The following is a 25,217-nucleotide window of genomic DNA, read 5'->3' on the forward strand; positions in this document are numbered from 1 at the left end:
CGAGCAACAACAGCTGCGCGATGAAGGACGCAGCAAGAAAGCACCGCGCCGCCGCGGTCAGGGCAAGAATCTATTCCGGGTCGGCTGACGGCCTCTCGTGGCCAGCGCTGGTGCTCGTGCCACCGTGCTCGGAGCCGTCAAGGACGGCCCTTTGGGCCGCCGCCTCCGGCGGTCTTCGATCCTTGACCGCTCCTGCGCGCGGCGGCGCGCCGGGAGGCGTCGGGACGAAGGGCGTCCCGACCATCGACCGCGCCTCCGGCGGGTCGAACAACGGGCGATCAGGCGAGCTGGCTGTCCTCTCCCACTGACATTTCTAATGAGCGGAACCTGCGACTTGTCTATCGGGCGCCGACAGCGGGTATGGGTTGGCGGATTGTGGACGCGGGTTAGCGCCCCACTAGAATCCCACCCTGAGTTCACGGGATTCCTGTATTGATCGCCGCGCAATTCGATTAGCCGCCCTCGCCTTGCTCACTTCAGCGAAGTGCCTCCATTGCGCGAAGCAGCCGAATAGCGCTTCACTGACGGCGCCCGAATGGAGATCAGGTTCATCGCTGGGCCAACTGGGAAATATCTCCAACGGACAGCTTGAGGGTCCGGGTCCGTCCAGCACGTTCGACGGTCAACTCGACCTGCTTGCCTACGCCCTTATCTTCAAGGATCGACGTCAGTTCTTCCATGCTGTGGACCGGCTTGCCATTCACCTCGGTGATAATGTCTCCGACCAGTCCATCGTCGCTCACGCCTTCGATTCCGGCTTGCGCAGCCGGCGAGCCCGGCAATGTTCGCAGGACGATGATGCCGTCAATTCCGAGGCTTGTTGCCTGGCCCTGCTTGGCCGCCACGATGCCAATTCCTGGCAAAGGGACGTGACCATCGCGGATCAGTTCGGCCGCGACGCGATTGACAATATCGACAGGAATGGCGAATCCGATCCCAGCCGACGCACCTGAGCCAGAGACGATGGCACTGTTCACGCCGATCAGCCGACCAGCACTATCGAGCAGCGGACCGCCGGAATTTCCCGGATTGATGGGGGCGTCCGTCTGAATCATCCCTTTGACCTCGCGCGCGGTCACCGACGGCAGCCTCCGACCGAGCGCGCTCACGATTCCGGACGTCAGCGTCTGGTCCAGGCCGTAAGGGTTGCCAATTGCGAACGTACTCTGCCCCACCTGCAGATCGGCCGAACGGCCGACACCGATGGGATGCAGGGCCGATCTCGGGCGCTCTAACTGAAGAACGGCGAGGTCGTAATTCGGAGCGGCGCCCACCACGCGCGCCGCGACAAATTCACCAGATGTGAGCCGAACCCCGATTTGGGCCGTGCCGCTGATGACGTGATTGTTGGTGATCACGTGCCCGGCAACGTCCCATACTATACCAGAGCCAGATTGAACCACGCTGCTCTCCTCGTCGGAAAACATCGATGTACTGGGTGTGCCCCGGGCGAAAACGTGAACGACGGACGGAGAGACCTCCTTGAAGAGACGGACGGTCGCCTGCTCACTCGCGGCAAGGTCGGCGCGAGGTGTCACGGTCCGGGGCGCAGAGGCAGAAAACCATAGAGCCGACAGGTAAGGCTGCATCACCCAAACCGTTGCCAATGCCAGCAACCAGACGATCACAAAGCGCAGGAAACGAACGGGCACAGTGACGCCTCCTTGCCGGCATCTCAATTTAAGGACACCCTACTCGTTCCTTGCGACGGTTCAGCGCAGGTGCCGGCGCCTGTTGCAAACGGCGGGGCGCTCTTCGCGGAACAGGGATCCGGTTGAGGCCGCTTGTACGCCACGGGCTCACGCGGGCTTACTTTTGCGTTCCGGAACTGTTGACATTGCCAGGCGCGGCGCCAGCCGCACTCGATCCCACGGTGCCTGAGGTCGAGCCGCCGGACGTCATAGCCTCAAAAACCGACATACCATGCGGACCAATGGTCATGACCACCGGATTACCGTCCTTCGATTTCGCCTGCACCACGAAGGACTCCGCCACGACCTTCACATCGGTAAAGCCCGCGGCTTGCAGATCCCTCCTGATGCCCTCGATCGCCGCCTTGTTCTGAGCGCCGCCATTGGACCGAGGACTATCGGCGGGGCTCTTCTGGTCGTGGCTGGCAGACGCTGCGTCCATCTGCGAGCTGTTAGCGGGCGCCGTGGTTTGGGCAAAGGCAGGGACCGCGAAGCAGGTGAACAACGCAGCTGTCATAGCGAGGGTTTTCATGGAGCTTCTCCTGAATTCACGTGTAGGCGCTGATGTTGCATCTTGAGCCGCAAATCAGAGAATGGAGCGGCCTGTCCGATCGTTCCAAACACATCACGAGTCATGGCTGCGGTGTTCGCCCCCCGAGATCGCGCGAAGCCAATAGGAACGCCTCTCTTCTCCGCGGCTTCTGATTTCAAGGAGAAACTAACATGACCTATCCGAACGACAATCGACCTGTCGGCAACCTGAATCGGCGAAACAACTGGGGAGGTTGGGCGGCTTTGGCCGTCTGCGTGATCCTGATCATCGTGGGCGCGTTCTACTATTCAGGCCGGCACAACACGACCGCATCGAACCAAAGCACTTCGCCAGCAACGACGACAGGATCAAACGCGACTGGTCCAGCAGCGCCGAAGAAATAGAGGACCAGCCGCACGGATCGTCGGTCGCAGAACTACACGGCATCGGAGGACCCGGCACCGGACGATTTTCTCCACCGTTGCATCGAACGTTTCGAAGACGGCGGCGTGGACGATCGGCCGCCAGGCGCGACTGAGCGAAGGCGTGGTGCGCTGCTATATGTGCCGCAGGCCGAGCCGCACACGCACGCTCTCTGGGCTTTTCAGCGGTAGCCAAGGCTTGGATCAGCGGTGCCGCAGCCGGCGATTGACCCGTCGCGCCAGATAGTCGCCTGTGCTCTGCACGAGCTGCACCAGCGCGATCAGCACGACGACCACGGCCAGCATCATTTCCGGCATGAAGCGCTGGTAGCCATAGCGGATGCCGAGATCGCCGAGCCCGCCCCCGCCGACCGCACCGACCATGGCGGAGTAGCCGAGCAGGCTGACAATCGCGAGGGTGAGCGCCAGCAGCAGTCCGGGCAGCGCCTCAGGGATCAACACCTTGAACACGATCTGGATCGGCGATGCTCCGAAGGAGGACGCGGTCTCGATCAGGCCGGCATCGACCTCGCGGATTGCCGCCTCCACCAGGCGCGCGATGAACGGCGCCGAGGCGATCGTCAGGGGCACGATCGCCGCCGTCGAGCCGATCGAGGTGCCGGCAATCAGTCGCGTGAACGGAATGATGGCGACGACCAGGATGATGAAGGGCGTCGATCGCGTGGCATTCACGACGGCGCCGAGCACGCGGTTGACCAGGGGCGCCGCGAACAGCTCGCCCTTGCGGCTGGTGGCGAGGAAGACGCCGAGCGGCAGGCCGATGGCGGTGCCGATCAGCGCGGCGATGCCGACCATGTACAGGCTCTCGAAGGTCGCCTGGATGATCAGGTTGATGAGTTCAGGCGACATAGCCGAGACGCTCCGTCGAGACTTGATGTTGAGACAGCCAAACCAGTGTGCGCGCCGCGGCGCTGTCCCCGCCGGGAATGCCGAGCACCAGTGAGCCGACATGCTGGCCGCCGATCTCGTCGATGCGCGCCGACAGCAGCGAGACGTCAAGGCCCAGCTCGCGGGCGAGCCGTGCGATCAGCGTGTCACCGGCCCCTGCCCCGCGTACCTGGACCCGGATCACGGCATGGTTGCCCGGCTCCTGCACGATCCGGCTCGCCAGCGAGACCGGCAGGCTGTCGCCGGTCACCTCAGCCAGGAACGACTGCGTGACCGGGTGCTTGGGATGGGTGAAGATGTCGGCGACGTGGCCGCTCTCGACGAGGTGGCCGGCATCGAGCACGACGACTTCCTTGGCGAGCTGGCGCACCACGGACATTTCGTGGGTGATCAGCACGATGGTCACCCCGAGCGCGCGGTTGATATTCGCAAGCAGGTCCAGGATCGCGCGGGTGGTCTGCGGGTCCAGCGCGGAGGTCGCCTCGTCCGACAGCAGCACGCTCGGCCGCGTCGCCAGCGCGCGGGCAATGCCGACACGCTGCTTCTGGCCGCCGGAGAGCTCTGACGGATAGCGGTCGTGCTTGTCGGCGATGCCGACGAGGGCAAGCAGCTCGGTCACGCGCGCGCGGATGTTGGCCTTCGACCAGCCCGCGATCTCCAGCGGCAGCGCGATGTTGTCCGCCGCGGTCCGCGACGACAGTAGGTTGAAGTGCTGGAAGATCATGCCGATCGATCGTTGCGCCAGCCGCAACTCGCGTCCCGTGAGCGCCGAGATATCGCTGTTGTCGACGACGACGCGGCCAGCGCTTGGCTTCTCGAGCCCGTTGATGAGGCGGACCAGGCTCGACTTGCCGGCGCCGGAGCGGCCGATCACGCCGGTGATCGAACCGCGCGCAATCGTAAAGTCGATGGCTCGCAGCGCGCTAACGCCGGGCTTGCCGCGATAGGCCGGGTAGGTTTTCGAAATGTTCTCGAAGCGGACCATCGCCTCGGGCTGAGCCGCGGCGTGCTGGGTCTCAATCGGCTCTCCGATCACGAGCGATGGGTGCGCATTCATGGAAAGGGCTTTCATGCACGACATTTACCGCGCCCGCCCAACAGGCGCACGCGAACCAGGTCGCTGTCCAAGCGACGGAGGATGGAATAAAGGCAGGCGCGCGACGGCCGCGCTGCACTGCAGCGCACCTTCGCTTTTTCCAGTCTTCCTTGCAATGTCAGATATTTGCCGGGGATTGGGCCAAGTTTTCCCAATCGCTCCTCGGGGAAGAAAATTCGTCTGCGGGGGCTATCCAGGTTCCGTCTGGCTCATCGCATTTGCAACCAGGGCAGCACGATCAGTAGCATCCCGGCGAAATAGAGCACGCCGAAGATCAGGCCAAAGGCCCAGAACTGGCGCTTCCCGATATAGCCGCTGCCGTAATACATCGGCGCGGGGCCGGTTGCGTACGGCGAGATCACGCCCATCAGGCCGAGCGAATACATGCAGAGCATGGCCAGCGTCGTCACGGGCAGATCGGGGATGCCGGAGCCGACCGCGAGCACGACCGGCAACACGGCGGCGGCATGCGAGGTGATGCTTGAAAAGAAATAGTGGATCCAGAAGAACAGCGCGACCAGCAGGATCATCGCGGTCGACGGCGCCAGCCCCGTCAGCGGTTTTGCGAATTCATTGGCGAACCATTTGATGAAGCCGATCTCGTTGAGTCCCGAAGCCAACGTCAGCAGCGAGGTGAAATAGAAGAACACCTCCCAGGCACTCTTCTCGCTGACGATGTCGGCAAATTCGATCACGCCTGTGATCAGCATCAGCGAGATCACGATGAACACGACGGTCGTAGCATTGACGAAGTTCGAGCCAAGCAGTGGCACGTGGATATCGGGGCTAGAGCCCGCGATCCACAGGAACATCGCGAGCACGATCAGCGCCAGCATGATCCATTCGTTGCGCGACATCGGGCCCATCCCGGCGAGTTCCTTGGCGGCCCATTCCGAGATTTCCGGGCTGCGCTTCACCGTGGGACGGCAGACCGCGTAGCTGAGCAGCGGAACGAGAATCATGAGCAAAATGCCGAGCGGCGCGAAGCCGATGAACCACTGGCTCCAGCTCACTTCGACGCCGACCGTCTTCTTGGCGATCGCAAGCGCGGCCGCGTTCGGCGCCAGCGCGGTGAAGAACAGCGAGCTTGTGATCGCGGTCGCCGCGAAGGCAGTCCACATCACATAGGTGCCGATCTTGCCGGCGGTGGGCCCGGGTTCGGAACCGTAAATGCGCGGGATGTTGCTGATGATGGGATAGACGATGCCGCCACTGCGCGCGGTGTTGGAAGGTGTCGCCGGCGCGAGCAGGAAGTCGGACATCGCGACCGCATAGCCGAGCCCGAGCGTGTTGCGCCCCAGCCGCTGCACCAGCACCAATGCGATGCGCCGGCCGAGCTGGCTCTTGCGATAGCCGATCGAAAACACGAAAGCGCCGACGATGAGCCAGACCGTGCTCTCGGCGAAGCCCGCCAGCATCCAGCGCAGGGATTTGTTGGGATCGGCATCGATATAGCCGCCAACGCCTGCGACCGTGAGCCCGATCAGGCCGACTGCGCCGACCGGCATCGATTCCAGGATCAGCCCGGTGATGACGGCCGCGAACACCGCGAAATAGTGCCACTGGTTGACATTGAGGCCCGCCGGCACCGGCACCAGATAGATCGCCAGCCACACCACCAGCGGCGCAACAAGTTTCCAGCGAAAGCCTTTCGCCTCAGATGCCTGCGAACCGGCAGTCATGCGCCCTCCCTCGATTATCATCGCGTCTGCCGGCCGGTAGGCCGCGCCGCTTTTGTCCCAGCCGGCGTATACGGACTGTCCGCGGCCCGATCAATGGCCTGAATCGAGCTCCGCCCTCCTCTCGCCGTCGGCACGGTTTTCCGGATATATCCAGGTCTCGAAGAGAGTTTTCCTGGCACGCCGGCCAACCACCAGGCCTCGACAGCGACGGACCAAAACGCCTATCTTTCACCCATGAGCCACGATCACGACCACCATCATCACGATCACGACCATTCGGAATTGTCGGAGACCGAGCTGCGCGTGCGCGCGCTCGAGACTGTCCTGACCGAAAAAGGCTATGTCGAACCGGCCGCGCTCGACGCCATCATCCAGGCCTATGAAACCAAGATCGGCCCCCACAACGGCGCGCGCGTCGTCGCCAAGGCCTGGACCGATGCGTCGTTCAAGAAGGCGCTGCTGGAGGACGGCAGCAAGGCGATCGGCACGCTCGGCCATGTCAGCCGCGTCGGCGACCATCTCGTCGTGGTCGAGAACACGCCAAAACGTCACAACATGGTCGTGTGCACGCTGTGCTCCTGCTATCCCTGGGAAATGCTGGGATTGCCGCCGGTCTGGTACAAGGCCTCGCCCTATCGCTCGCGCGCGGTGAAGGACCCGCGCGGCGTGCTTGCGGATTTTGGCGTGAGCGTGCCGAACGACATCGAAATCCGGGTCTGGGACTCCACCGCCGAGACGCGCTTCCTGGTGCTGCCGATGCGGCCCGCGGGCACGGAAGGCTGGAGCGAGGAGCAGCTCGCCGAACTCGTTACGCGCGACTCCATGATCGGGACCGGCTTTCCCAAGACGCCCGGAGCGCCGTCGTGAACGGCGTGCACGACATGGGGGGCATGGACGGGTTCGGAAAGGTCGAGCCTGAAGCCAACGAACCAATGTTCCACGAAGGGTGGGAGTCCCGCGTGCTGGCGATGGTGCGCGCGATGGGCGCAGCAGGCGCCTTCAACATCGACACCTCGCGCTTCTATCGCGAGACGTTGCCGCCGGATGTCTACCTGTCGAGCTCCTACTATAAAAAATGGTTCCTCGGCCTCGAGGAGATGTTGATCGAAAAGGGCTACCTCACCCGCGAGGAGGTCGCCGCCGGTCATGCGATGACGCCCGGCAAGGCACTCAAGCACGGCAAGTTCGATCTCGCCAATGTCGATCGTGTGATGGTGCGCGGCAAGTTCGCCCGCCCGGCACCGGCGCCCGCCAAGTTCAAGATCGGCGATCGCGTGCGCGCCAAGAACATCCACCCGACCACGCATACCCGGCTGCCACGCTACGTGCGCGGTCATGTCGGCGTGGTCGAGCTGAACCACGGCTGCCAGGTGTTTCCTGACACCGCGGCGATGGAGCGCGGCGAACATCCGCAATGGCTCTATACGGTCGTGTTCGAAGGTCGTGATCTCTGGGGCGAGGATGGTGATCCGACCCTGAAGGTGTCGATCGATGCGTTCGAGCCTTATCTGGATCCGGCGTGATGAGCAGCAAGGCTGCGGCCGCCGCGACGGCGGCCATTCCGAGCATCCCGCGCGATGATGACGGCCCGGTGTTCCGCGCGCTTTGGGAGGCGCAAGCGTTCGCGATGGCCTTGAGCCTGCACGACCGCGGCGTCTTCACCTGGTCGGAATGGGCGGCAGCGCTCGCCGACCAGATCAAGCGCGCCCAGGCCGCCGGCGACCCTGATACGGGCGAGACGTATTATCTGCACTGGCTCGCCACGCTGGAAGGATTGGTCGCAAGCAAGGGCGTCGCATCGATGGACACGTTGCATCGTTATCGCGATGCCTGGGATCATGCCGCGGATCGCACGCCGCACGGCAAGCCGATCGAACTGAAGCCGGAGGATTTTCGGTAAGCTCGCGCCTCACGCTCGTGTCCCGGACAAGCTGCAACGCGTTAAGCGTTGCAGCGCAGAGCCGGGACCCAGGGCGACACGGTACGTTGCGGAAGCATGGGCTCCGGCTCAGCAGCGCAGCGCCAAAGAAGCGCTGCCATAGCGCGTCGAAGACGCGCGTAAACGCGCTGAGGGCGTCCGGGACACGAGAGAGTACGACTGGGCGCTACCGCCCCGTCACAAACTCCCGCCACCCCTTCGCGCGCAAACTGCACGCCGGGCATTCTCCGCAGCCGTAGCCCCAATCATGCCACGCGCCACGTTCGCCGAGATAGCAGGTGTGCGACTGCTCGCGGATGAGGTCGACCAACCCCTCGCCGCCGAGATCCTGCGCGAGCTTCCACGTCGCGGCCTTGTCGATCCACATCAGCGGCGTATGCAACTCGAACTGGCGAGCCATACCGAGCGAGAGCGCGGCCTGCATCGCACGAATGGTCTCGTCGCGACAATCGGGATAGCCGGAATAGTCCGTCTCGCACATGCCGCCGACGATGTGGGTGATGCCACGGCGATATGCGAGTGTCGCCGCGAAGGTCAGGAACACCAGGTTGCGACCGGGCACGAAGGTGTTTGGCAACCCGTCGGCGCCCATCGCGATCGCGACATCACGCGTCAGCGCGGTCTCCGACACGGCCGCTAACGTCGGGATCGATAACGTGTGACTGTCGCCCAGCTTTGCGGCCCAATCGGCGCGCAGGCCCCTGATGCCCTCGAACAGGCGGTCGCGGCAATCAAGCTCGACGGCGTGGCGCTGGCCGTACTCGAGTCCCAAGGTCTCGACGCGCGCGAAGCGGCTCAGCGCCCAGGCGAGGCAGGTGGTGGAATCCTGGCCGCCGGAGAACAGCACCAGGGCGGTTTCTGATGAAAATGCGTCACTCATGGCCGCGCTTTAGCACTGCGAAACGTATCAGCCAATCGGTGGAAATCGGGCTGTTCCCGCGCACCCCGCTGGGAATGGCAGCGCGCTTTTGGCATAAGGTTCGGGACCCAGGAGACTGCCCTGCAATGACCCCTTCCCGCGACATTTCCCGCCTGATCGAGATCATGGCGGCGCTGCGCACGCCGGTGACCGGCTGTCCCTGGGACCTCGAGCAGGATTTTTCGACGATCGCGCCCTACACGATCGAGGAAGCCTATGAGGTGGTCGACGCCATCGACCGCGGCGATCTCGACGATCTCCGCGAGGAGCTCGGCGATCTCCTGTTGCAGGTGGTGTTCCACGCCCAGATGGCTTCGGAGCAAAACGCTTTCGCGTTTGGAGACGTCGTCGAGGCCATCACGCGAAAAATGATCCGGCGCCATCCCCATGTCTTTGCCGACAAGGACGGCAATCTAGCCTCCTCCCACGTCAAGGAAGTCTGGGACCGCATCAAGGCCGAGGAAAAGGCCGAACGCGCCGCACGCCGGCCGCCGGAAGCAACGCCGCCGCACAGATCACTACTGTCAGGCGTGAAGACCGGGCAGCCCGCGCTGACGCGCGCGATGGAGCTGCAGCGCAAGGCCTCCACCGTCGGGTTCGACTGGAACGATCCGCGCGCGGTCCTGCAAAAGATCCGCGAGGAAGCCGACGAGATCGAGGCCGCACTGGATCGTAACGACCGGCACGAGATCGCGGAAGAGACCGGCGACCTCATGTTTGCGCTCGTCAACCTTGCTCGCCATGTCGATGCCGATCCTGAAGCCGCGCTGCGCGCGACGAACGCCAAATTCGAGCGGCGGTTTGCGTTCATCGAACGGGCGCTGGAGGCGCAGGGGCGGACGCTCGAGCAGGCGTCGCTGGCAGAGATGGACGCGCTGTGGAATGCGGCGAAGGGCGCGACCAAGCCGGCGTCTGAAGGGCGCCAGGAATCGCGCCGGTAATTCAGCGTCGCCTGCATGAAGAGCACGTAGCCCCGATGGAACGCAGCGCAAGCCGGGGCCAGTCCGTCCGGACGCGCGACTCCCGGATCACAATGCGCTCCATCCGAGCGACGACAGGCGGCTCACGCCGACAGACGCGGCACCGCATCAAACCTGTTCACGACGATATCCCGCTTGGTCTCGTCGACCCGCACGGTCATATCGAAACGACCGTCGTGCAGCTCCTTCGCTAACACCTCGGCATTACGATGCAGCCAGCTGATGCCGGCGCCATCGGCGGCGTCGATGGAGAGATCGAGCGTAGTGCGCTTGGCCGCGAGCCGCTCTTCGATCGCGGCAAGCAGCGCGTCGATGCCCTCGCCGGACACGGCGGAGACCAGCATCGCCGGATGATCCTCCGGCCGGCGCGCCGCGATGTTCAAAAGCTCTTCGCGCTTTTCAGGCTCGTAGCGGTCGATCTTGTTCCAGACCTCGATGATGCGGCCGGAATCGTCTGGGTTGATGCCGAGCTGGCGCAGCACGGCGTCGACGTCGCTCTGCTGCGCCTCGGCATCCTCGTGCGAGATGTCGCGCACGTGGAGGATCACATCGGCTTCCAGCACCTCCTCCAGCGTCGCGCGGAAGGCCGCGACGAGCTGGGTCGGCAAATTGGAGATGAAGCCGACCGTGTCGGACAGCATCGCCTTGCCGCCATGCGGCAGGTTGAGCGCGCGCAGGGTCGGATCGAGCGTGGCGAACAGCATGTCGGCAGCCTGGACGTCGGCGCGCGTCAGGCGGTTGAACAGCGTCGATTTGCCGGCATTGGTGTAGCCGACCAGCGCGACCACGCGGTACGGCACGCGCTGACGACCGGCGCGATGCAGACGCCGCGTTGCCTGCACCTTCTTCAACTCGCCCTCGAGCTTGGTGATGCGCTCCTGGATCAGGCGGCGGTCGGCCTCGATCTGCGTCTCGCCGGGACCGCCCATGAAGCCGAAACCGCCGCGCTGGCGTTCCAGATGGGTCCATGACCGCACCAGGCGCGAGCGCTGGTAGTTGAGATGTGCAAGCTCGACCTGGAGCGCGCCTTCCTTGGTCTTGGCGCGGCGGCCGAAGATTTCCAGAATGAGGCCGGTGCGGTCGAGCACCTTGGCATGCAATTCCTTCTCGAGATTGCGTTGCTGAATCGGCGCAAGGGCGCAATCCATCACCACGAGCTCTACGTCGAGACTCTTCGCGAGTGCAGCAATCTCCTCGACCTTGCCCTTGCCGATATAGGTCGCGGGCCGGATCTGGCTGATTGGCGCAATGATGGCATCGGCAATGACGAGGTCGATCGCACGCGCGAGGCCTGCGGCTTCATCGAGCCGGGCCTCGGCGTTGCGTTGGATGTGGCTCTCCGATTGCGCGTCGGCACCTGCCCCGCGCACTCGCAAATAGGGGCCGATGACAAGCACCCGCCCCGTCTGCTTAGCCCCTGCCGACCGCGGACGATCGGCATCCCCCTCGAAATTCCGGGGTTCCAATCAGAGCACTCTCAAGCCGGCTGATCCTCGCCGCCTTCGAACAGCTGGATCGGAGCGCCCGGCATGATGGTCGAGATCGCATGCTTGTAGACGAGCTGCGAATGACCGTCGCGCCGAAGCAGCAAACAGAAATTGTCGAACCAGGTCACGATGCCCTGGAGCTTCACTCCGTTGACCAGAAAGATCGTCAGTGGCGTCTTGGTTTTGCGAACGTGATTGAGGAAGGTGTCCTGTAGGTTTTGTGCGCGGTCTGCCGCCATTGTTTTTTTCTCGCTTTGAGTTTCTTTTTATTGCGCCGGTTGCGGCCCTGTTTTGAGAGTTTGGGCCTTCGTCCGGTTGCCGTCCCTCATGAGATCCCCCTCTAGGGAACAGCAGCTTGATTAGAAGGCAGGCGGACTTATTAGGCAAGCCGCTTCACGCGACAGGACGCGTTCTATAGCCCCGAAAAACTACGGAAATCGAAGATTTTTCCCGGATATCGCCCGTGGGCGCGGCGGCGCGGACCTCAACCAACGCCCAATGCCTTCAACTTCCGGTGTAGCGCCGAACGTTCCATGCCAACAAACTCGGCCGTACGAGAAATATTTCCTGAAAAACGGCTGATCTGAGCAATCAAATAGTCGCGCTCGAACACTTCACGCGCCTCTCGCAGCGGCAGGCCCATGATGTGCTCGCCGTTGTTGCTGGTCGGCATGGCCGGCACCATCGAGCCGACGTCCTGGGGCAGCATGTCGGCGGTGATGATCACCTCCGGACCGCCGGCGGCCAGAATCATGACCCGTTCAACGTTGTTACGGAGCTGGCGCACGTTGCCCGGCCAGACATGCGATTGCAGCACCGCCATCGCGTCCTGCCCGATCTGCCGCTTGGGCAGGCCGCTGCCGGCCGAGATCTGCTCCATGAAATAGTCGATCAACTCCGGGATGTCCTCGCGCCGCTCCGAGAGCGCGGGCACGCGGATCGGCACCACCGAGAGACGATGGTAGAGGTCCTCGCGGAAATGGCCTGCCGCGATCTCTTCTTCGAGATTGCGCGCGGTCGAGGAGATGATGCGGACGTCGACCTGCACCTTGGCCGTGCCGCCGACGCGCTGAAACGACTGCTCGACCAGCACGCGCAAGATCTTGTTCTGGGTTTCGCGCGGCATATCCGCGATCTCGTCGATGAACAGCGTGCCGCCATGCGCTTCCTCCAGCGCGCCGGGCTTGCGCGGCTGCTCGCCGTTGGATTGCTCGACGCCGAACAGCTCATGCTCCATCCGCTCCGGCGTGATCGCGGCGGCGTTGATGACGACGAATGGGCCGTCGGCGCGACCGGAGGCCGTATGCAGCGTGCGCGCGGTCAGTTCCTTGCCCGCGCCGGCTGGGCCGACGATCAGGATGCGGCTGTTCGCTTTCGCCGCGCGCTCGATGGTCTGGCGCAGCTGGTTCATGCTCGGCGAGCGGCCGACCAGCTGGCTGGCGCTCGGCGCGAGCTGCTTCAGCTCCTTGACCTCGCGCTTGAGCCGCGAGTTCTCCAGCGCTCTGGTCGCGACCAGGATCAACCGGTCGGCCTTGAACGGCTTCTCGATGAAGTCGTAGGCGCCGCGCTTGATCGCGGCGACCGCGGTCTCGATGTTGCCGTGGCCGGAGATCATCACGACAGGAAGATCGGCATTGTCCTTCTTGACCTGCTCCAGGAGCTGCAAACCGTCGAGCTTGGAGCCCTGCAGCCAGATGTCGAGGAACACCAGATGCGGCCGGCGGTTGGCGATTTCAGCCAGTGCGGAATCGCTGTCGCGCGCGGTCCTCGTGACAAAACCCTCGTCTTCGAGGATGCCTGCAACGAGATCCCGAATATCGGCCTCATCATCGACAATCAGAATTTCACTTGCCATGGGTCGCGCCTGTCTTGTCAGCTGCCTGTTGAGGCTTCGATTTTTGGTGAATCATTGGTCTGTTCAGCCGGCTCTCTGGTTTTAGCCGCCGGCTCTTTTGTTTCCTGCGCCGTGACGACAGGCGCCTGCTCGGCCCCGTCGGCCTTCTTGGCCTGGCCGGAGATCGCAAAGCGCATCCGCATCCAGGCGCCGCGCTGGCCTTCGCGGAAGTCGGAAGCGTCCTTCAGCTCGATCCGGCCGCCATGGTCTTCCAGCACCCGGCCGACGATCGCAAGGCCAAGGCCGGTGCCCTTGGCGCGCGTCGTCACATAGGGCTCGAGCAGGCGCGAGCGCGCCACCTTGGGCAGGCCAATGCCGTTGTCGATGACGTCGATCAGCACGTCCTCGCCCTCGCGCGACACCACGACGTCGATGCGGCCTTTGCCGAGCTCTTCCGGCGGGACCTGCTCAATCGCTTCGGTGGCGTTCTTGATGATGTTGGTGACCGCCTGCGAGATCAGCCGCCGGTCGAACTGGGCGCGCAGCGGATCCTCCCTGAACTCGGCCTCGATATCGAGCTCGGGATGGGCGACCTTCATCAGGAACACCGCCTGCCGCACGGTGTCGGCGACGTCCTCGCCTTCCATCACGGGCTTGGGCATCCGCGCAAAGCGCGAGAACTCATCGACCATGCGCCTGATATCGTCAACCTGGCGCACGATGGTGTCGGTGCACTGGTCGAAGATCTGCTTGTCCTTGGCCTCTGTGATGTCCTTGCCGAACTTGCGGCGAATGCGCTCGGCCGAAAGCTGGATCGGTGTCAGCGGGTTCTTGATTTCGTGCGCGATGCGGCGTGCGACATCGCCCCAGGCCGAGGTGCGCTGTGCCGAGACCAGCTCGGTGATGTCGTCGAGCGTGATGATGTAGCTGTCGTGCGGCTGGTTCTTCTCGGCGCTGACCCGCACCGACAGATTGCGCTCCGTGCCGTCGCGGGTGATCGTGATCTGGCCCTGCACCAGGCGCTGGGTCCCTTCCCGCGAGGCCTTCATCATCTCGTCGAGTTCTGGCAGCACGTCGGAAAGCGGATGGCCGAGGGTCTCGGCCTCGGAATGTCCGATCAGCTTCTCGGCGGAACGGTTGAGGATGCCGACGCTGCCCGAGGTGTCGACGCCGATGATGCCGGCGCTCGCAGACGACAACACGGCCTCGATGAAGCGGCGGCGGCTGTCGATGAGGTCGCTGGCGTTGACGAGCTCGTCGCGCTGGCTGCGCAGCTCCTGCGTCATCTTGTTGAAGGTCTCGCCCAGCTGGGCGAGATCGCCTTCCGATTTGTGCACCGGCACCTGGACGTGCAGGTCGCCTGTGGAGACGGTGTTGGCCGCGTTCATCAACCGCCTGATCGGCGCCACCAGCGAGTTGGCGAAGTTGAGCCCGATCAGCACCGAGGCCATCAAGATGGTCAGTGCGATCACCGCGAACATCAGCGCGAACGCGACCTGGATGCCGAGCTTGCGCGATTCGATCTGCGCGTATTCGGCGACGCTCAGCTCGGTCTGCCTGAGCTGGGCGACGACCCTTGGATCAAGAGGGCGAGCGACGTAGAGGAACGTATTGCTGAAGCCCCTGAGCCTGATTACGGCCGCGACAAGATTTTGATCGGGCAAGACCGCGATCTCGGGTTCATTCTCATTGACGTTCTGGAGAAATTCCGGCGCAGGCGGCGCGAAGGCGAGCGGAACGCCCCCGGTCTCCGCCGACAGGATCGGATTGGCGTCCTTGCCCATCAGCATCGCGCCCGGGAGGTTGCGTGCCGCGGCACTCGAGGTCAAGAGCTGTAGGAACGACTGCCGATCCTGGTCAAACAGCAGCGGAACGCGTGAGACGTCGTTGGCCATGCCGAGAATGTCGCCGCGAATGACCTGCGCATGCTCCTGCACATAAGCGCGCGCGATGATCAGCGAATTCTGGATGACCGCCTTGGTCGGTCCCGAGAACAGGCGGTCGAGGCCGCGCTCGATCGTGACGTTGGCGACAATGGCCACCAGCACCGCCGGCAGCACTGCAACGATCGAGAACAGACCGACGATCTGGACGTGCAGCCGCGCCGCCGCCCGCCCCCGCCGGCGGGCCTGAATCATCTGCCAGACCTCGCGGACGATGATCCCGATCAGAAGCAGGATGGTGCCGGCGTTGATCGCCAAGAACGAGCTGACGACTTCAGGGGTCGGCTCGATTCTGGTCAGGCCGGTCAGAACCAGGAAGGTCAGAAGTGCCGAGAGCAGCGCCAGAGCAACGGCAAACGGGCCCAGCCAGCGACGCACCGACCAGCGCCGGGGCTCTTCTGCTGGGGCCGTGTCAAAGGATGCGGCCGAGGTGTCTGCGCTGGTCATTCCGGCAATGGGGTGCTGAAAACGGGTCCGCGACGGGCGGATACTGATGTATTCGTACCACATTGTTGCCGAATTGCGACAATTCCGCGGCGTCTAGCCCGCGGCCGACCAGCGCATCCACAGGGGATAAAGGGTCAATTACCGGTGCGCGGGAACGGAATCCGGCCACTCCGGCTTGACCTGGCATGGACAGAATCTTTCTTGCGGTGATGGTGTCGGCCGTGCTCCTGCTGATCGTCGCCTCTGACCTTCTGGTCAACGGCCCGAGCAGGCAGGAGGAGACGGCACAGATGGCCAATATTCAGCCGGTCGCGGCGCGCCTGATCAGATAGGCGCGGCGGCCGGCGACCTGCGACCGCCAATACAATTTGTATGTTTCAGCGGAACGTTTCAGCTCGATCAGGACTTCTGCTCACCGCGTCAGCCATAACGGCCAGCGCGATCCGGACAGGCTCAGCTCCGCTTTGGTAGGGGAGCTGAGCCACTTTCCGCAAACGCGGTCAGCGTTTGTCGCGAGGACTAGCCCCCGCTCCTGTACACCTGGATATCGAGATCGCGGATCTTCTTCCGCAGCGTGTTGCGGTTGAGGCCGAGCAGATCGGCGGCGCGGATCTGGTTGCCGCGGGTGGCGGCGAGCGCGGCCGTGAGCAGCGGCACCTCGATCTCCTTGAGGATCCGATGATAGAGGCCCGGCGGCGGCACGCCGTTCGGGAAGCCCTGGAAGTGCGATGAGAGATAGGCCTCCACCGCGCCGCCAAGATTGTCGACGCCCTGCGGGACCGCGGCGCCCGGGCTGACCGAGGGCGGGGCCAGCTCGCCGTCGATGACGGAGGCCGTGATCACGTCCTGTGGATAGAGCGCGGCGAGACGACGCGCGAGGTTTTCCAGCTCGCGCACATTGCCCGGCCAGCGATGCTGCTTCAGCCGCTCCAGCGCCAGCGCATCGAGCTTCTTCGGCGGCAATCCGTCCTTCTCGGCGAGCGCGAAGAAGTGACGGATGAGATCGGGCAGGTCCTCGATGCGCTCACGCAAGGGCGGCAGCCGCAGCGGCACCACGTTAAGGCGGAAGAACAGATCTTCACGGAACAGCCCCTGCTGGATCAGGACGCGCAGATCCTTGTTCGAGGCTGCGACGATACGCACATCGGTCTTGATCGGGGTGCGGCCGCCGACGGTGGTGTATTCCCCTTGCTGCAGCACGCGCAGCAGACGGGTCTGAGCCTCCATCGGCATGTCGCCGATCTCATCGAGGAACAGCGTGCCGCCCTCGGCCTGCTCGAACCGGCCGGAGGCTCGCGTGTTGGCGCCGGTGAAGGCGCCGCGCTCGTGGCCGAACAATTCGGACTCGATGAGGTCGCGCGGGATCGCCGCCATGTTGACAGCGACGAACGGGCCGTTGCGGCGCTTGCCGTAATCGTGCAGCGCGCGCGCCACCAGCTCCTTGCCGGTGCCGGACTCGCCCGTGATCATCACGGTGAGGTCGGTCTGCATCAGTCGCGCGAGCACGCGATAGATTTCCTGCATCGCCGGCGAGCGGCCGACCAGCGGGATCGCCTCCATCTCGGCGTCGTCGTCCGGCGTTGCGACCCGTTCCTTCGGCTCAGCGAGAGCGCGGCCGACGATGGCGATCAGCTCCTTCAGGTCGAAGGGCTTTGGCAGATATTCATAGGCGCCGCGCTCGGAGGCACGGATCGCTGTCATGAAGGTGTTTTGCGCGCTCATGACGATGACGGGCAAATTCGGCCGCATCTTCTTGATCCGCGGCAACAGGTCGAAGGCGTTTTCGTCCGGCATCACCACGTCGGTGATGACCAGATCGCCCTCCCCCTGGCTGACCCAGCGCCACAGCGTCGCGGCGTTGCCGGTCAGCCTGACTTCGTACCCGGCCCGGGAAAGTGCCTGGTTGAGAACCGTGCGGATGGCGGTGTCGTCATCAGCTACGAGAATGCTACCTGCGGGCATCGTTAATCCTCATTTTGCCCCCTGTGATGCAGACGACGACTTCCCGGCAGAGCCGTCGCGACTGCTGTGATCAGCGTGTTGGGCCGATGTCGAGTACATCGGCATCAGCACGCGAAAGGTGGTCTTGCGCGGCTGAGACTCGCATTCGATGATGCCCCCGTGGTCGCCGACGATCTTGGCGACCAAAGCAAGACCGAGGCCAGAGCCGGTCTGCTTTGTGGTCACGAAGGGATCGAACAGGTTGGGCAGGAGATCGTCTGGCACGCCTGGTCCATTGTCCCTCACGCAGAATTCGAGCGGTAGGGATACCCGGGATTTTTGACCGGGGACTGACAGGCGCACGCCGGGGCGGAATGCGGTGGTGAGCTGGATCTCGGCGTCGGGGACGTCGATCAGCGCTTCGGCGGCGTTCTTCACCAGATTGAGGAAGACCTGGATCAGCTGATCCTGGTTCGCCAGCACCGGCGGCAGCGAGGGATCGTAGTCCTCGATGAAGCGGATGTTGCGGGCAAAGCCCGACTGCGCCAGCCGTTTCACGTGGTCGAGCACCGAGTGGATGTTGACGGGGCCGCGTACCACCGGGCGTTCGTCGCCGAACACCTCCATGCGGTCGACCAGCGTGACGATGCGGTCGGCCTCGTCGCAGATCAGTCGGGTCAGCATGCGGTCTTCGGATGACGCCTGCTGCTCCAGCAGCTGCGCCGCGCCGCGAATGCCGGAGAGCGGATTCTTGATCTCGTGCGCGAGCATTGCTGCTAGCGCTATCACCGAGCGCGCAGCGCTGCGATGGGTGAGCTGGCGGTCCATCTTGTCGGCGATGGAGCGCTCCTGGAGCATCACCACGATGTGGCCGGGTCGCTCGGTGAGCGGCGCGACATGCAGATCGACCTGGCGATCGCCGCCCATGCGCGGCGTGCCGAGATCGACCTTGTATTCGTTCACGGGCGAGTTCGACGAGCGCACCTGGTCGATCAGCGCCAGCAAGGGACTGCCGAACGGCACCAGTTCCTTCAGCGACTGCCGCTTCAGAAACTGTGTCGAGATATCGAAGAAGGCTTCAGTCGCGATATTGGCGGCGACGATCTTGCCGTCCGGCCCGATCATGAGAACGGGATTCGGCAAGGCATCCAGGATCGCGTCGCTGTCGGACGGCTTGCGATGTTCAGCGGCCGAGGTCATGCAGCGGCGCTCCAGGCGAAGTCGTCGAACGCATCCTGCAGCGACTGGTGGACGAGATTCGGATCCTCGGAGGTCAGGATCTTCCGGCGCCAGGCCTTCAGCGTCTCGATCGGCGCACCGCTCGCTTCCGCAGCGACATCGAGCGCCCAGCCGAGATGCTTTCGCGCATGCTTCAGGCCGACCCGCAGGCCGTAGAGCGCGCAGACGCCTTCGTAGAGCGTACGGACGTAATGCAGCTGCGTTGCGAGCGACGGCGTGGCTTCAGCCGCCCCGCCGTTGAGACGACGGCCGATCTCGCCGGGAAGCCAGGGCTGGCCCTGCGCGCCGCGGCCGATCATCACGGCATCGGCTCCGGAGGCCTGGAGCGCCGCGAGCGCCTTCTCGTATGATGTGATGTCGCCATTGACGACGAGCGGAATAGCGATGGCTTCGCGCACCGCGCGGATCGCATCCCAATCCGCCTCGCCCTTGTAGAACTGGCAACGGGTGCGGCCATGCACCGTGACGAGCTTGATGCCGGCGGCCTCGGCGCGCCGCGCCAGCTCCGGCGCATTGCGGCTGCGGTCGTCCCAGCCGAGCCGCATCTTCAGCGTCACAGGAACCTTCACGGCAGCAATCGTCGCCTCGATCAGGCTGACGGCATGATCGAGGTCGCGCATCAGGGCCGAGCCCGACTGGCCGCCGGTGACGTGGCGGGCGGGACAGCCCATGTTGATGTCGATGATGTCGGCCCCCTCGGCCTCGGCGATCCGGGCACCTTCGGCCATCCAATGCGCCTCGCAGCCGGCGAGCTGCACCACATGCGGCCCAACCCCGGTCGCTTCGCAGCGCAACCGCGACATGCGGTGGCCGTTGGCAAGTTCATCGCTGGCGGTCATTTCGGAGACAACCAGACCCGCCCCCAGCTCGGCGGCGAGCTTGCGGACAGGCGAGTCGGTCACGCCCGACATCGGTGCCAGGAAGACCGGGGTGGCGACCTCAATATCGCCTATCTTCAACGGCTTAGAGCCTGATACTGCCGAGCCGGTCACTGGGGTCTCGTTGCGTGGGCAGCGCCTCATCGCGCCTGCCATGGTCTATCTTGCGCACAATTCTTGTGCAGTCAAGCGTCATGCCTACAGTTTAGACAGTTCTGCAAAGCTTTCAAGTGCAGTGCAGCAAAATGCTGAATCCCACAATCCCGGGAAACCCCCTTTTTTTGCGGGCCTGCCGTGCTAGAGGCATGCCGGCAATCACCCACGGCCGACACTTCCCTTAACAGTTGAATATTTGAGTCCTATGGCGAAATCACAGCGCACTGCAGTCGTTCTTGTCGCGGCCGGACGTGGCCTGCGCGCAGGCGCCGGTGGTCCCAAGCAATATCGAGAGATCGGCGGCGTGCCCGTGATCTACCGCGCCATGGAGGCCTTCAGCACCCATCCCGATGTCTTCGCCATGCAACCGGTGGTGAACCCCGACGATAGCGCCATGTTCACAGCGGCGGTCGCAGGCCTTAGGCACGAGGCGCCGACCAACGGCGGCGCAACCCGCCAGGCCTCGGTGCTCGCAGGCCTCGAAGCGCTCGCCAGGCACGAGCCCGACATTGTCCTGATCCACGACGCCGCCCGGCCCTTCGTTTCGTCAGGCGTGATCTCGCGCGCGATCGAGGCGGCGAGCCGCACTGGTGCTGCGATCCCCGTCGTCCCCGTCACCGATACCATCAAGGTCACCAGCGCGAGCGGCGATGTCGAGGACACGCCGGACCGCGCGCGCCTGCGAATCGCGCAGACGCCGCAATCCTTTCGTTTCGACGTCATCCTCGAAGCGCATCGTCGTGCCGCAAAGGACGGACGAAGCGATTTCACCGATGATGCCGCGATCGCCGAATGGGCGGGATTGACGGTTGCGACCTTTGAGGGCGATGTTGCCAATATGAAGCTCACCACTCCCGAAGATTTCGTGCGCGAGGAAGCGCGCCTGGCCAGCCTGCTCGGCGACATCAGGACCGGCACGGGTTACGATGTGCACGCCTTCGGCGAAGGCGATCACCTCATGCTCTGCGGCGTGCGCGTGCCGCACACCAAGGGCTTCCTGGCGCATTCAGACGGCGATGTCGGTTTGCATGCGCTGGTCGATGCCATCCTCGGTGCGCTGGCCGACGGTGATATCGGTTCGCACTTTCCGCCGAGCGATGCGAAGTGGAAGGGCGCCTCCTCCGACCAGTTCCTGAAATATGCCATCGAGCGCGTCACGGCGCGCGGCGGCCGTATCGCCAATCTCGAGGTCACCATGATCTGCGAACGGCCGAAGATCGGCCCGCTCCGTGACGCCATGCGCGCGCGCATCGCCGAGATCTCCGGCGTCGACATCTCCCGCGTCGCCGTGAAAGCGACCACCAGCGAGCGGCTTGGCTTCACCGGCCGCGAGGAAGGCATCGCGGCCACCGCGAGCGCCACCATCCGCCTGCCCTGGAGCGTCTAGGCCATGGGCGGCAGCGACGCACGCGCCCTCTCCCGCTCGCTGCTCGACCTGTGCCGGATGCGCAAGCTGACGATCGCGACCGCCGAGTCCTGCACCGGCGGCCTCGTTGCCGGCGCGCTGACCGACATCCCCGGCTCCTCTGACGTCATCGACCGCGGCTTCGTCACCTATTCCAACGACGCCAAGCGCGCCATGCTCGGTGTCGAGGCGGGCACGCTTGCCACTTTCGGCGCCGTCAGCAAGGAAACCGCAACCGCCATGGCGATCGGCGCGCTCGAGCGGGCGGATGTCGATCTTGCCGTTGCCATCACGGGCATTGCCGGTCCCGGCGGCGCGACTCCGGGGAAGCCAGTTGGCCTGGTCCATTTTGCGGCTGCCGCGCGCGATGGCCGCATCATCCACCGCGAGCAGCGATTTGGCGCGATCGGCCGCAGCGCCGTGCGCGCGCGCTCTGTGGTCGAAGCGCTGCGCATGCTGATGGAGCTCGCCCGCGGCCCGAAGGCCCAACCCAAGCCGCGCCAGGCGACCGCCGCATCGCGGCTGCGCCCCCGCGTGACACGCTCGCCGCGACGGCACGCCGTGAAGCGCCGTCCGCCGCGGTCGCCGCGAGGTTGACTCCAATCATGCCGTCGCGAGCAGCGCGCTCGCATGGTCGAGCACGCATTGCCTGACCGCATCGGCCTCGGACGGCTTCGCCCTCGCGCTGACCGTCAGTTCCAGGATCGGCGACGCGGGATTGGCGACATCAAGGACCTTGGTGACGAAGACGGCAGGTTTCGCCTGATCGTCGATGCGCGAGTCGTGGCGCAGCTCGCCCAGGATTTTATCGGCCAGCGTATTGGCGGCGCCTGCCGGTACCGGAAAAGCCACCTTGACCTCGCCGGTGCCGGGATAAGCGCTGTGGTTGACGATGGCCGCGCCCCAGACCTGTCCGTTCGGCAGGAGGATTTGCGTGTTGTCGGGCGCGACCAGCTCGGTCATGAACAGTGACAGCGACCTGACTTTGCCGGACTTCCCGGCCACTTCGACCTCATGGCCGATGTGAAACGGGCGAAACAGCAGCAGCATCACGCCGGCCGCAAGATTGGACAGCGTGCCCTGGAGCGCAAGACCAATCGCCAGGGACGTGGCGCCGAGCACGGCGACGAGGCTCGCGGTCTGAATGCCGAAAAGCTGAAGCACGGCAATGCCGACGACCGCCAGCACGCCATAACGCGCAAGGCTGCCGACGAACAACGTCACCAGCGGGTCGACCCGATGCGTGACGCTCAGGAGCCGCGTGACGAAGCGCTGCATGGCGCTGGATAGATACCAGCCGATCGCCAGCAGCACGATCGCGTAGATCGCGTTCAGTCCGTACAGGACGAGCGAGGCTCTGAGTGTGTCGAAATTGATGGTCATTGTGGCTCCAGCCCGGCGAGATGGAAGAGAACGCAAGGCGGCGCGAAATGATCCTGAAGGGAACGCGATCTCGGAGGCTAATGAGCGAGGCGTAACCTTCCTGACGCAGCGAGGCGCCCATCCGTCCCTTGTTCCCAAAGGCACGCAGTCGATTGATCAGGACGACGCCAGCTTCGGCCGACCGTAGATCGCATCGGCGCGCTTTTCGAACGCGGTGGAAAACCGCGCAAACGCGGCGTCGAACATCGAGCCCATCAGCATCGCCAACATGCGGCTCTTGAATTCGTAGGCGAGGAAGAAACCGACATCGCAGACATCCTCGCCTTTGGGCTCGAACGTCCAGCGATTTTCCAGATTGCTGAATGGACCTTGCAGATATTCAACCAGGATTTTCAGATTGGCGCGATCGAGCGTGACACGGCTGGTGAAGGATTCCCTCACCAGCTTGAACGACACCGTCATGTCGGCGACCAGCACCTCGGTCCCATCGGGCTTGGCCATGCGCTGGCGGATCTTCAGCGCGCTGCACAGCGGCACGAATTCCGGGTAGCGCTCGACATCGGCGACCAGATCGAACATCTCGGATGCGCTGTGATTCACACGGCGCTTGCTCGAAAATCGGGGCATATCCGTTCAGCGGGCCGTCGCGGCCCGCGCAGCCTTCAGTCTCGCAAAGTCCTCGCCGGCGTGATGCGACGAACGGGTGAGCGGGCTGGCCGACACGATCAGGAAGCCCTTGGTGTAGGCGACCTTTTCATAGGAGCTGAACTCGTCCGGCGGCACGTAACGCATCACGGCGTGATGCTTGCGCGTCGGCTGGAGATATTGGCCGATGGTCAGGAAATCGACCTCGGCGGAGCGCAGATCGTCCATCACCTGCTGCACCTCGTGGCGCTCCTCGCCGAGGCCGACCATGATGCCGGACTTGGTGAAGATGGTGGGGTCGAGCTCCTTGACCCGCTGCAGCAGCCGGATCGAGTGGAAATAGCGAGCGCCCGGCCGCACCGTGAGATAGCGCGACGGCACGGTCTCGAGATTGTGGTTGAAGACATCAGGCTTTGCCGCAACGACGACCTCTAGCGCCCCTTCCTTGCGCAGGAAGTCGGGCGTCAGGATCTCGATCGTGGTCGAGGGGCACGCGGCCCTGATCGCGCGGATGGTCTGGGCAAAATGCTCGGCTCCGCCGTCGGCGAGATCGTCCCGGTCCACGGAAGTGATGACGACGTGGGCGAGGCCCAGCTTGGCGGTCGCCTCGGCGACATGTTGCGGCTCGGCGCTATCCAGCGCATTCGGCAGGCCGGTCTTGACGTTGCAGAAGGCGCAGGCCCGGGTGCAGGTGTCACCCATGATCATGAAGGTCGCGTGCTTCTTGTCCCAGCACTCGCCGATGTTCGGGCAGCCCGCCTCCTCGCACACCGTGTGCAGCCCGTTGGACTTCACGATGTTGCGGGTGTCGGCATAGCCGCGGGTATTCGGGGCGCGGACACGGATCCAGTCCGGCTTCGGCGGCGAAGCGGAATCGGGGCGGTTCACCTTTTCGGGGTGCCGCGGGCGCAGCGGGTTCGTGACGGTATCGACAATAACGACCATGATCTGTCCGGTCTGTTCAGGTCCTACCTAGTCGGTCTGGCTCCCTGCCGCAACCCGGCTCGCGCCGCTTCAGGGAACATGGCAGATATGGGCAATATCTTGCTCAGTTCTCAGGCGATTCTCACCTCGAATGTCTCCAGTGTCGAAACCTTCCACACCACGGCTGGGCAAGGCTCTGAGGCGGGCCTTTTTCGACCGCGACGTCCGCGAAGTGGCGCACGACCTGATCGGTGCCACCATGCTGGTCGATGGCGTTGGCGGGATCATCGTCGAGGTTGAGGCCTATCATCATACTGAGCCGGCCGCGCACTCCTACAACGGCCCGACGCCGCGGAACCAGATCATGTTCGGTCCGCCCGGCTTTGCCTATGTCTACCGCTCCTACGGCATCCACTGGTGCGTGAACTTCGTCTGCGAGGAGGAAGGCTCGGCCAGCGCCGTGCTGATCCGCGCGCTGGAGCCGACCCATGGAATCGCCACCATGCGGCGCCGCCGCCATCTTCAGGATGTGCACGCGCTGTGCTCGGGCCCCGGCAAGCTGACCGAGGCGCTTGGAATCACCATCGCGCACAATGCCCTGCCCCTGGACCGGCCGCCGATTGCGCTGCATGCGCGGAAGGAAGATGTCGAGGTTGCGACCGGCATCCGGATCGGCATCACCAAGGCCGTCGAGCTGCCCTGGCGTTATGGCGTCAGAGGCTCGAAATTCCTCAGCAAGCCGTTTCCGAAGTGAAGGTCATTCCG

General features: G+C 64.2%; 26 protein-coding genes. 10 read left to right on the forward strand and 16 right to left on the reverse strand.

The genetic code is table 11. The annotated features are described in order from the left end of the window. Positions 1–308, forward strand: a 308-nt coding sequence (locus BM374_RS39220) for a hypothetical protein (protein WP_210188608.1), incomplete at its 5' end; no start/stop codon positions are given. 240 nt (positions 309–548) lie between these two features. Here the strand turns inward: BM374_RS39220 and BM374_RS30320 are convergent. After that, on the reverse strand, positions 549–1,652 hold the full coding sequence (locus BM374_RS30320; RefSeq protein ID WP_244552754.1) for a S1C family serine protease: 1,104 nt from the start codon (positions 1,650–1,652) through the stop codon (positions 549–551). Positions 1,653–1,809: 157 nt separating this feature from the next. Beyond that, positions 1,810–2,223 carry a hypothetical protein gene (locus BM374_RS30325; protein WP_092301204.1) on the reverse strand — a complete coding sequence of 138 codons (414 nt, stop codon included), beginning with the start codon at positions 2,221–2,223 and terminating at the stop codon, positions 1,810–1,812. A gap of 191 nt (positions 2,224–2,414) precedes the next feature. Between BM374_RS30325 and BM374_RS30330 the strand changes: the two genes are divergently transcribed. Continuing rightward, positions 2,415–2,627, forward strand: coding sequence for a hypothetical protein (locus BM374_RS30330; protein WP_092301207.1), 213 nt, complete (start codon positions 2,415–2,417; stop codon positions 2,625–2,627). A gap of 222 nt (positions 2,628–2,849) precedes the next feature. Here BM374_RS30330 and BM374_RS30335 read toward each other — a convergent pair whose 3' ends face one another. The 3 genes from BM374_RS30335 to BM374_RS30345 all read right to left on the reverse strand — a co-directional run bounded on the left by BM374_RS30335 (position 2,850) and on the right by BM374_RS30345 (position 6,332). Continuing rightward, the gene (locus tag BM374_RS30335; protein ID WP_092301210.1) at positions 2,850–3,515 is read right to left on the reverse strand and encodes a methionine ABC transporter permease; all 666 of its coding nucleotides are present in this window, start codon (positions 3,513–3,515) and stop codon (positions 2,850–2,852) included. Beyond that, on the reverse strand, positions 3,505–4,626 hold the full coding sequence (locus tag BM374_RS30340) for a methionine ABC transporter ATP-binding protein (protein WP_177248635.1): 1,122 nt from the start codon (positions 4,624–4,626) through the stop codon (positions 3,505–3,507). Before BM374_RS30340 ends, BM374_RS30335 begins: the two co-directional genes overlap by 11 nt. A 233-nt stretch (positions 4,627–4,859) precedes the next feature. After that, positions 4,860–6,332 carry a DASS family sodium-coupled anion symporter gene (locus BM374_RS30345; protein ID WP_092301213.1) on the reverse strand — a complete coding sequence of 491 codons (1,473 nt, stop codon included), beginning with the start codon at positions 6,330–6,332 and terminating at the stop codon, positions 4,860–4,862. Positions 6,333–6,566: 234 nt separating this feature from the next. On the opposite strand from BM374_RS30345, the gene nthA reads away from it, so the two are divergent. Genes nthA through BM374_RS30360 form a run of 3 tightly spaced genes read left to right on the forward strand, consistent with a single transcriptional unit; the run spans position 6,567 to position 8,232 of the window. Continuing rightward, positions 6,567–7,199, forward strand: coding sequence for a nitrile hydratase subunit alpha (gene nthA / locus BM374_RS30350; RefSeq protein ID WP_092301215.1), 633 nt, complete (start codon positions 6,567–6,569; stop codon positions 7,197–7,199). Beyond that, on the forward strand, positions 7,196–7,855 hold the full coding sequence (gene nthB, locus BM374_RS30355) for a nitrile hydratase subunit beta (protein WP_092301218.1): 660 nt from the start codon (positions 7,196–7,198) through the stop codon (positions 7,853–7,855). The genes nthA and nthB overlap by 4 nt, the downstream gene beginning before the upstream one ends. Then, positions 7,855–8,232, forward strand: a complete 378-nt coding sequence (locus tag BM374_RS30360) for a nitrile hydratase accessory protein (protein ID WP_177248636.1) — start codon at positions 7,855–7,857, stop codon at positions 8,230–8,232. Before nthB ends, BM374_RS30360 begins: the two co-directional genes overlap by 1 nt. 205 nt (positions 8,233–8,437) lie before the next feature. On the opposite strand, the gene queC is transcribed toward BM374_RS30360, so the two are convergent. Then, entirely contained in the window at positions 8,438–9,151 is a 714-nt protein-coding gene (gene queC / locus BM374_RS30365; protein WP_092301224.1) for a 7-cyano-7-deazaguanine synthase QueC, read from the reverse strand. A 125-nt stretch (positions 9,152–9,276) separates the two neighbouring features. On the opposite strand from queC, the gene mazG reads away from it, so the two are divergent. Next, positions 9,277–10,131 carry a nucleoside triphosphate pyrophosphohydrolase gene (gene mazG / locus BM374_RS30370; RefSeq protein WP_092301227.1) on the forward strand — a complete coding sequence of 285 codons (855 nt, stop codon included), beginning with the start codon at positions 9,277–9,279 and terminating at the stop codon, positions 10,129–10,131. A 122-nt stretch (positions 10,132–10,253) separates the two neighbouring features. Here the strand turns inward: mazG and hflX are convergent, their stop codons facing one another. The 4 genes from hflX to BM374_RS30390 form a co-directional block, all read right to left on the reverse strand. Further along, complete coding sequence (hflX, locus tag BM374_RS30375; RefSeq protein WP_177248637.1) at positions 10,254–11,636, reverse strand: GTPase HflX; 1,383 nt, start codon at positions 11,634–11,636, stop codon at positions 10,254–10,256. Positions 11,637–11,647: 11 nt separating this feature from the next. Next, entirely contained in the window at positions 11,648–11,896 is a 249-nt protein-coding gene (gene hfq, locus BM374_RS30380; protein WP_007591126.1) for an RNA chaperone Hfq, read from the reverse strand. A gap of 245 nt (positions 11,897–12,141) precedes the next feature. Further along, positions 12,142–13,512 (reverse strand): nitrogen assimilation response regulator NtrX, encoded by a 1,371-nt coding sequence (gene ntrX / locus BM374_RS30385; RefSeq protein ID WP_092301233.1) that lies wholly within the window; start codon positions 13,510–13,512, stop codon positions 12,142–12,144. Between the two features lie 17 nt (positions 13,513–13,529). Further along, complete coding sequence (locus tag BM374_RS30390; RefSeq protein ID WP_177248638.1) at positions 13,530–15,881, reverse strand: sensor histidine kinase NtrY-like; 2,352 nt, start codon at positions 15,879–15,881, stop codon at positions 13,530–13,532. A gap of 185 nt (positions 15,882–16,066) precedes the next feature. Here BM374_RS30390 and BM374_RS38835 point away from each other — a divergent pair, with 185 nt between their 5' ends. Next, positions 16,067–16,213, forward strand: a complete 147-nt coding sequence (locus tag BM374_RS38835) for a hypothetical protein (protein ID WP_164938681.1) — start codon at positions 16,067–16,069, stop codon at positions 16,211–16,213. 187 nt (positions 16,214–16,400) lie between these two features. On the opposite strand, the gene ntrC is transcribed toward BM374_RS38835, so the two are convergent. From ntrC to dusB, 3 genes are read right to left on the reverse strand one after another with little or no spacing between them, the layout of a single operon-like run. Next, entirely contained in the window at positions 16,401–17,843 is a 1,443-nt protein-coding gene (gene ntrC / locus BM374_RS30400; RefSeq protein WP_092301239.1) for a nitrogen regulation protein NR(I), read from the reverse strand. A gap of 9 nt (positions 17,844–17,852) precedes the next feature. Further along, a complete protein-coding gene (locus BM374_RS30405) occupies positions 17,853–19,022 on the reverse strand; it encodes a two-component system sensor histidine kinase NtrB (protein WP_092301242.1) in 1,170 nt (389 codons plus the stop codon). Then, the gene (dusB, locus tag BM374_RS30410; RefSeq protein WP_092301245.1) at positions 19,019–20,020 is read right to left on the reverse strand and encodes a tRNA dihydrouridine synthase DusB; all 1,002 of its coding nucleotides are present in this window, start codon (positions 20,018–20,020) and stop codon (positions 19,019–19,021) included. Before dusB ends, BM374_RS30405 begins: the two co-directional genes overlap by 4 nt. Positions 20,021–20,300: 280 nt before the next feature. Between dusB and BM374_RS30415 the strand changes: the two genes are divergently transcribed. Beyond that, complete coding sequence (locus BM374_RS30415; protein WP_092301248.1) at positions 20,301–21,482, forward strand: bifunctional 2-C-methyl-D-erythritol 4-phosphate cytidylyltransferase/2-C-methyl-D-erythritol 2,4-cyclodiphosphate synthase; 1,182 nt, start codon at positions 20,301–20,303, stop codon at positions 21,480–21,482. A 3-nt stretch (positions 21,483–21,485) separates the two neighbouring features. After that, positions 21,486–22,097, forward strand: coding sequence for a CinA family protein (locus BM374_RS30420; protein WP_092301251.1), 612 nt, complete (start codon positions 21,486–21,488; stop codon positions 22,095–22,097). Positions 22,098–22,103: 6 nt separating this feature from the next. On the opposite strand, the gene BM374_RS30425 is transcribed toward BM374_RS30420, so the two are convergent. The 3 genes from BM374_RS30425 to lipA all read right to left on the reverse strand — a co-directional run bounded on the left by BM374_RS30425 (position 22,104) and on the right by lipA (position 24,473). After that, on the reverse strand, positions 22,104–22,883 hold the full coding sequence (locus tag BM374_RS30425) for a mechanosensitive ion channel family protein (RefSeq protein WP_092301254.1): 780 nt from the start codon (positions 22,881–22,883) through the stop codon (positions 22,104–22,106). Between the two features lie 156 nt (positions 22,884–23,039). Further along, on the reverse strand, positions 23,040–23,510 hold the full coding sequence (locus BM374_RS30430) for a type II toxin-antitoxin system RatA family toxin (protein WP_092301257.1): 471 nt from the start codon (positions 23,508–23,510) through the stop codon (positions 23,040–23,042). Between the two features lie 6 nt (positions 23,511–23,516). Then, on the reverse strand, positions 23,517–24,473 hold the full coding sequence (gene lipA / locus BM374_RS30435; RefSeq protein ID WP_092301260.1) for a lipoyl synthase: 957 nt from the start codon (positions 24,471–24,473) through the stop codon (positions 23,517–23,519). 130 nt (positions 24,474–24,603) lie between these two features. Here lipA and BM374_RS30440 point away from each other — a divergent pair, with 130 nt between their 5' ends. Continuing rightward, a complete protein-coding gene (locus tag BM374_RS30440) occupies positions 24,604–25,206 on the forward strand; it encodes a DNA-3-methyladenine glycosylase (protein WP_092301263.1) in 603 nt (200 codons plus the stop codon). The last annotated feature ends 11 nt before the right edge of the window (positions 25,207–25,217 follow it).

This window comes from Bradyrhizobium sp. Ghvi (assembly GCF_900115265.1).
GTDB lineage: Bacteria > Pseudomonadota > Alphaproteobacteria > Rhizobiales > Xanthobacteraceae > Bradyrhizobium.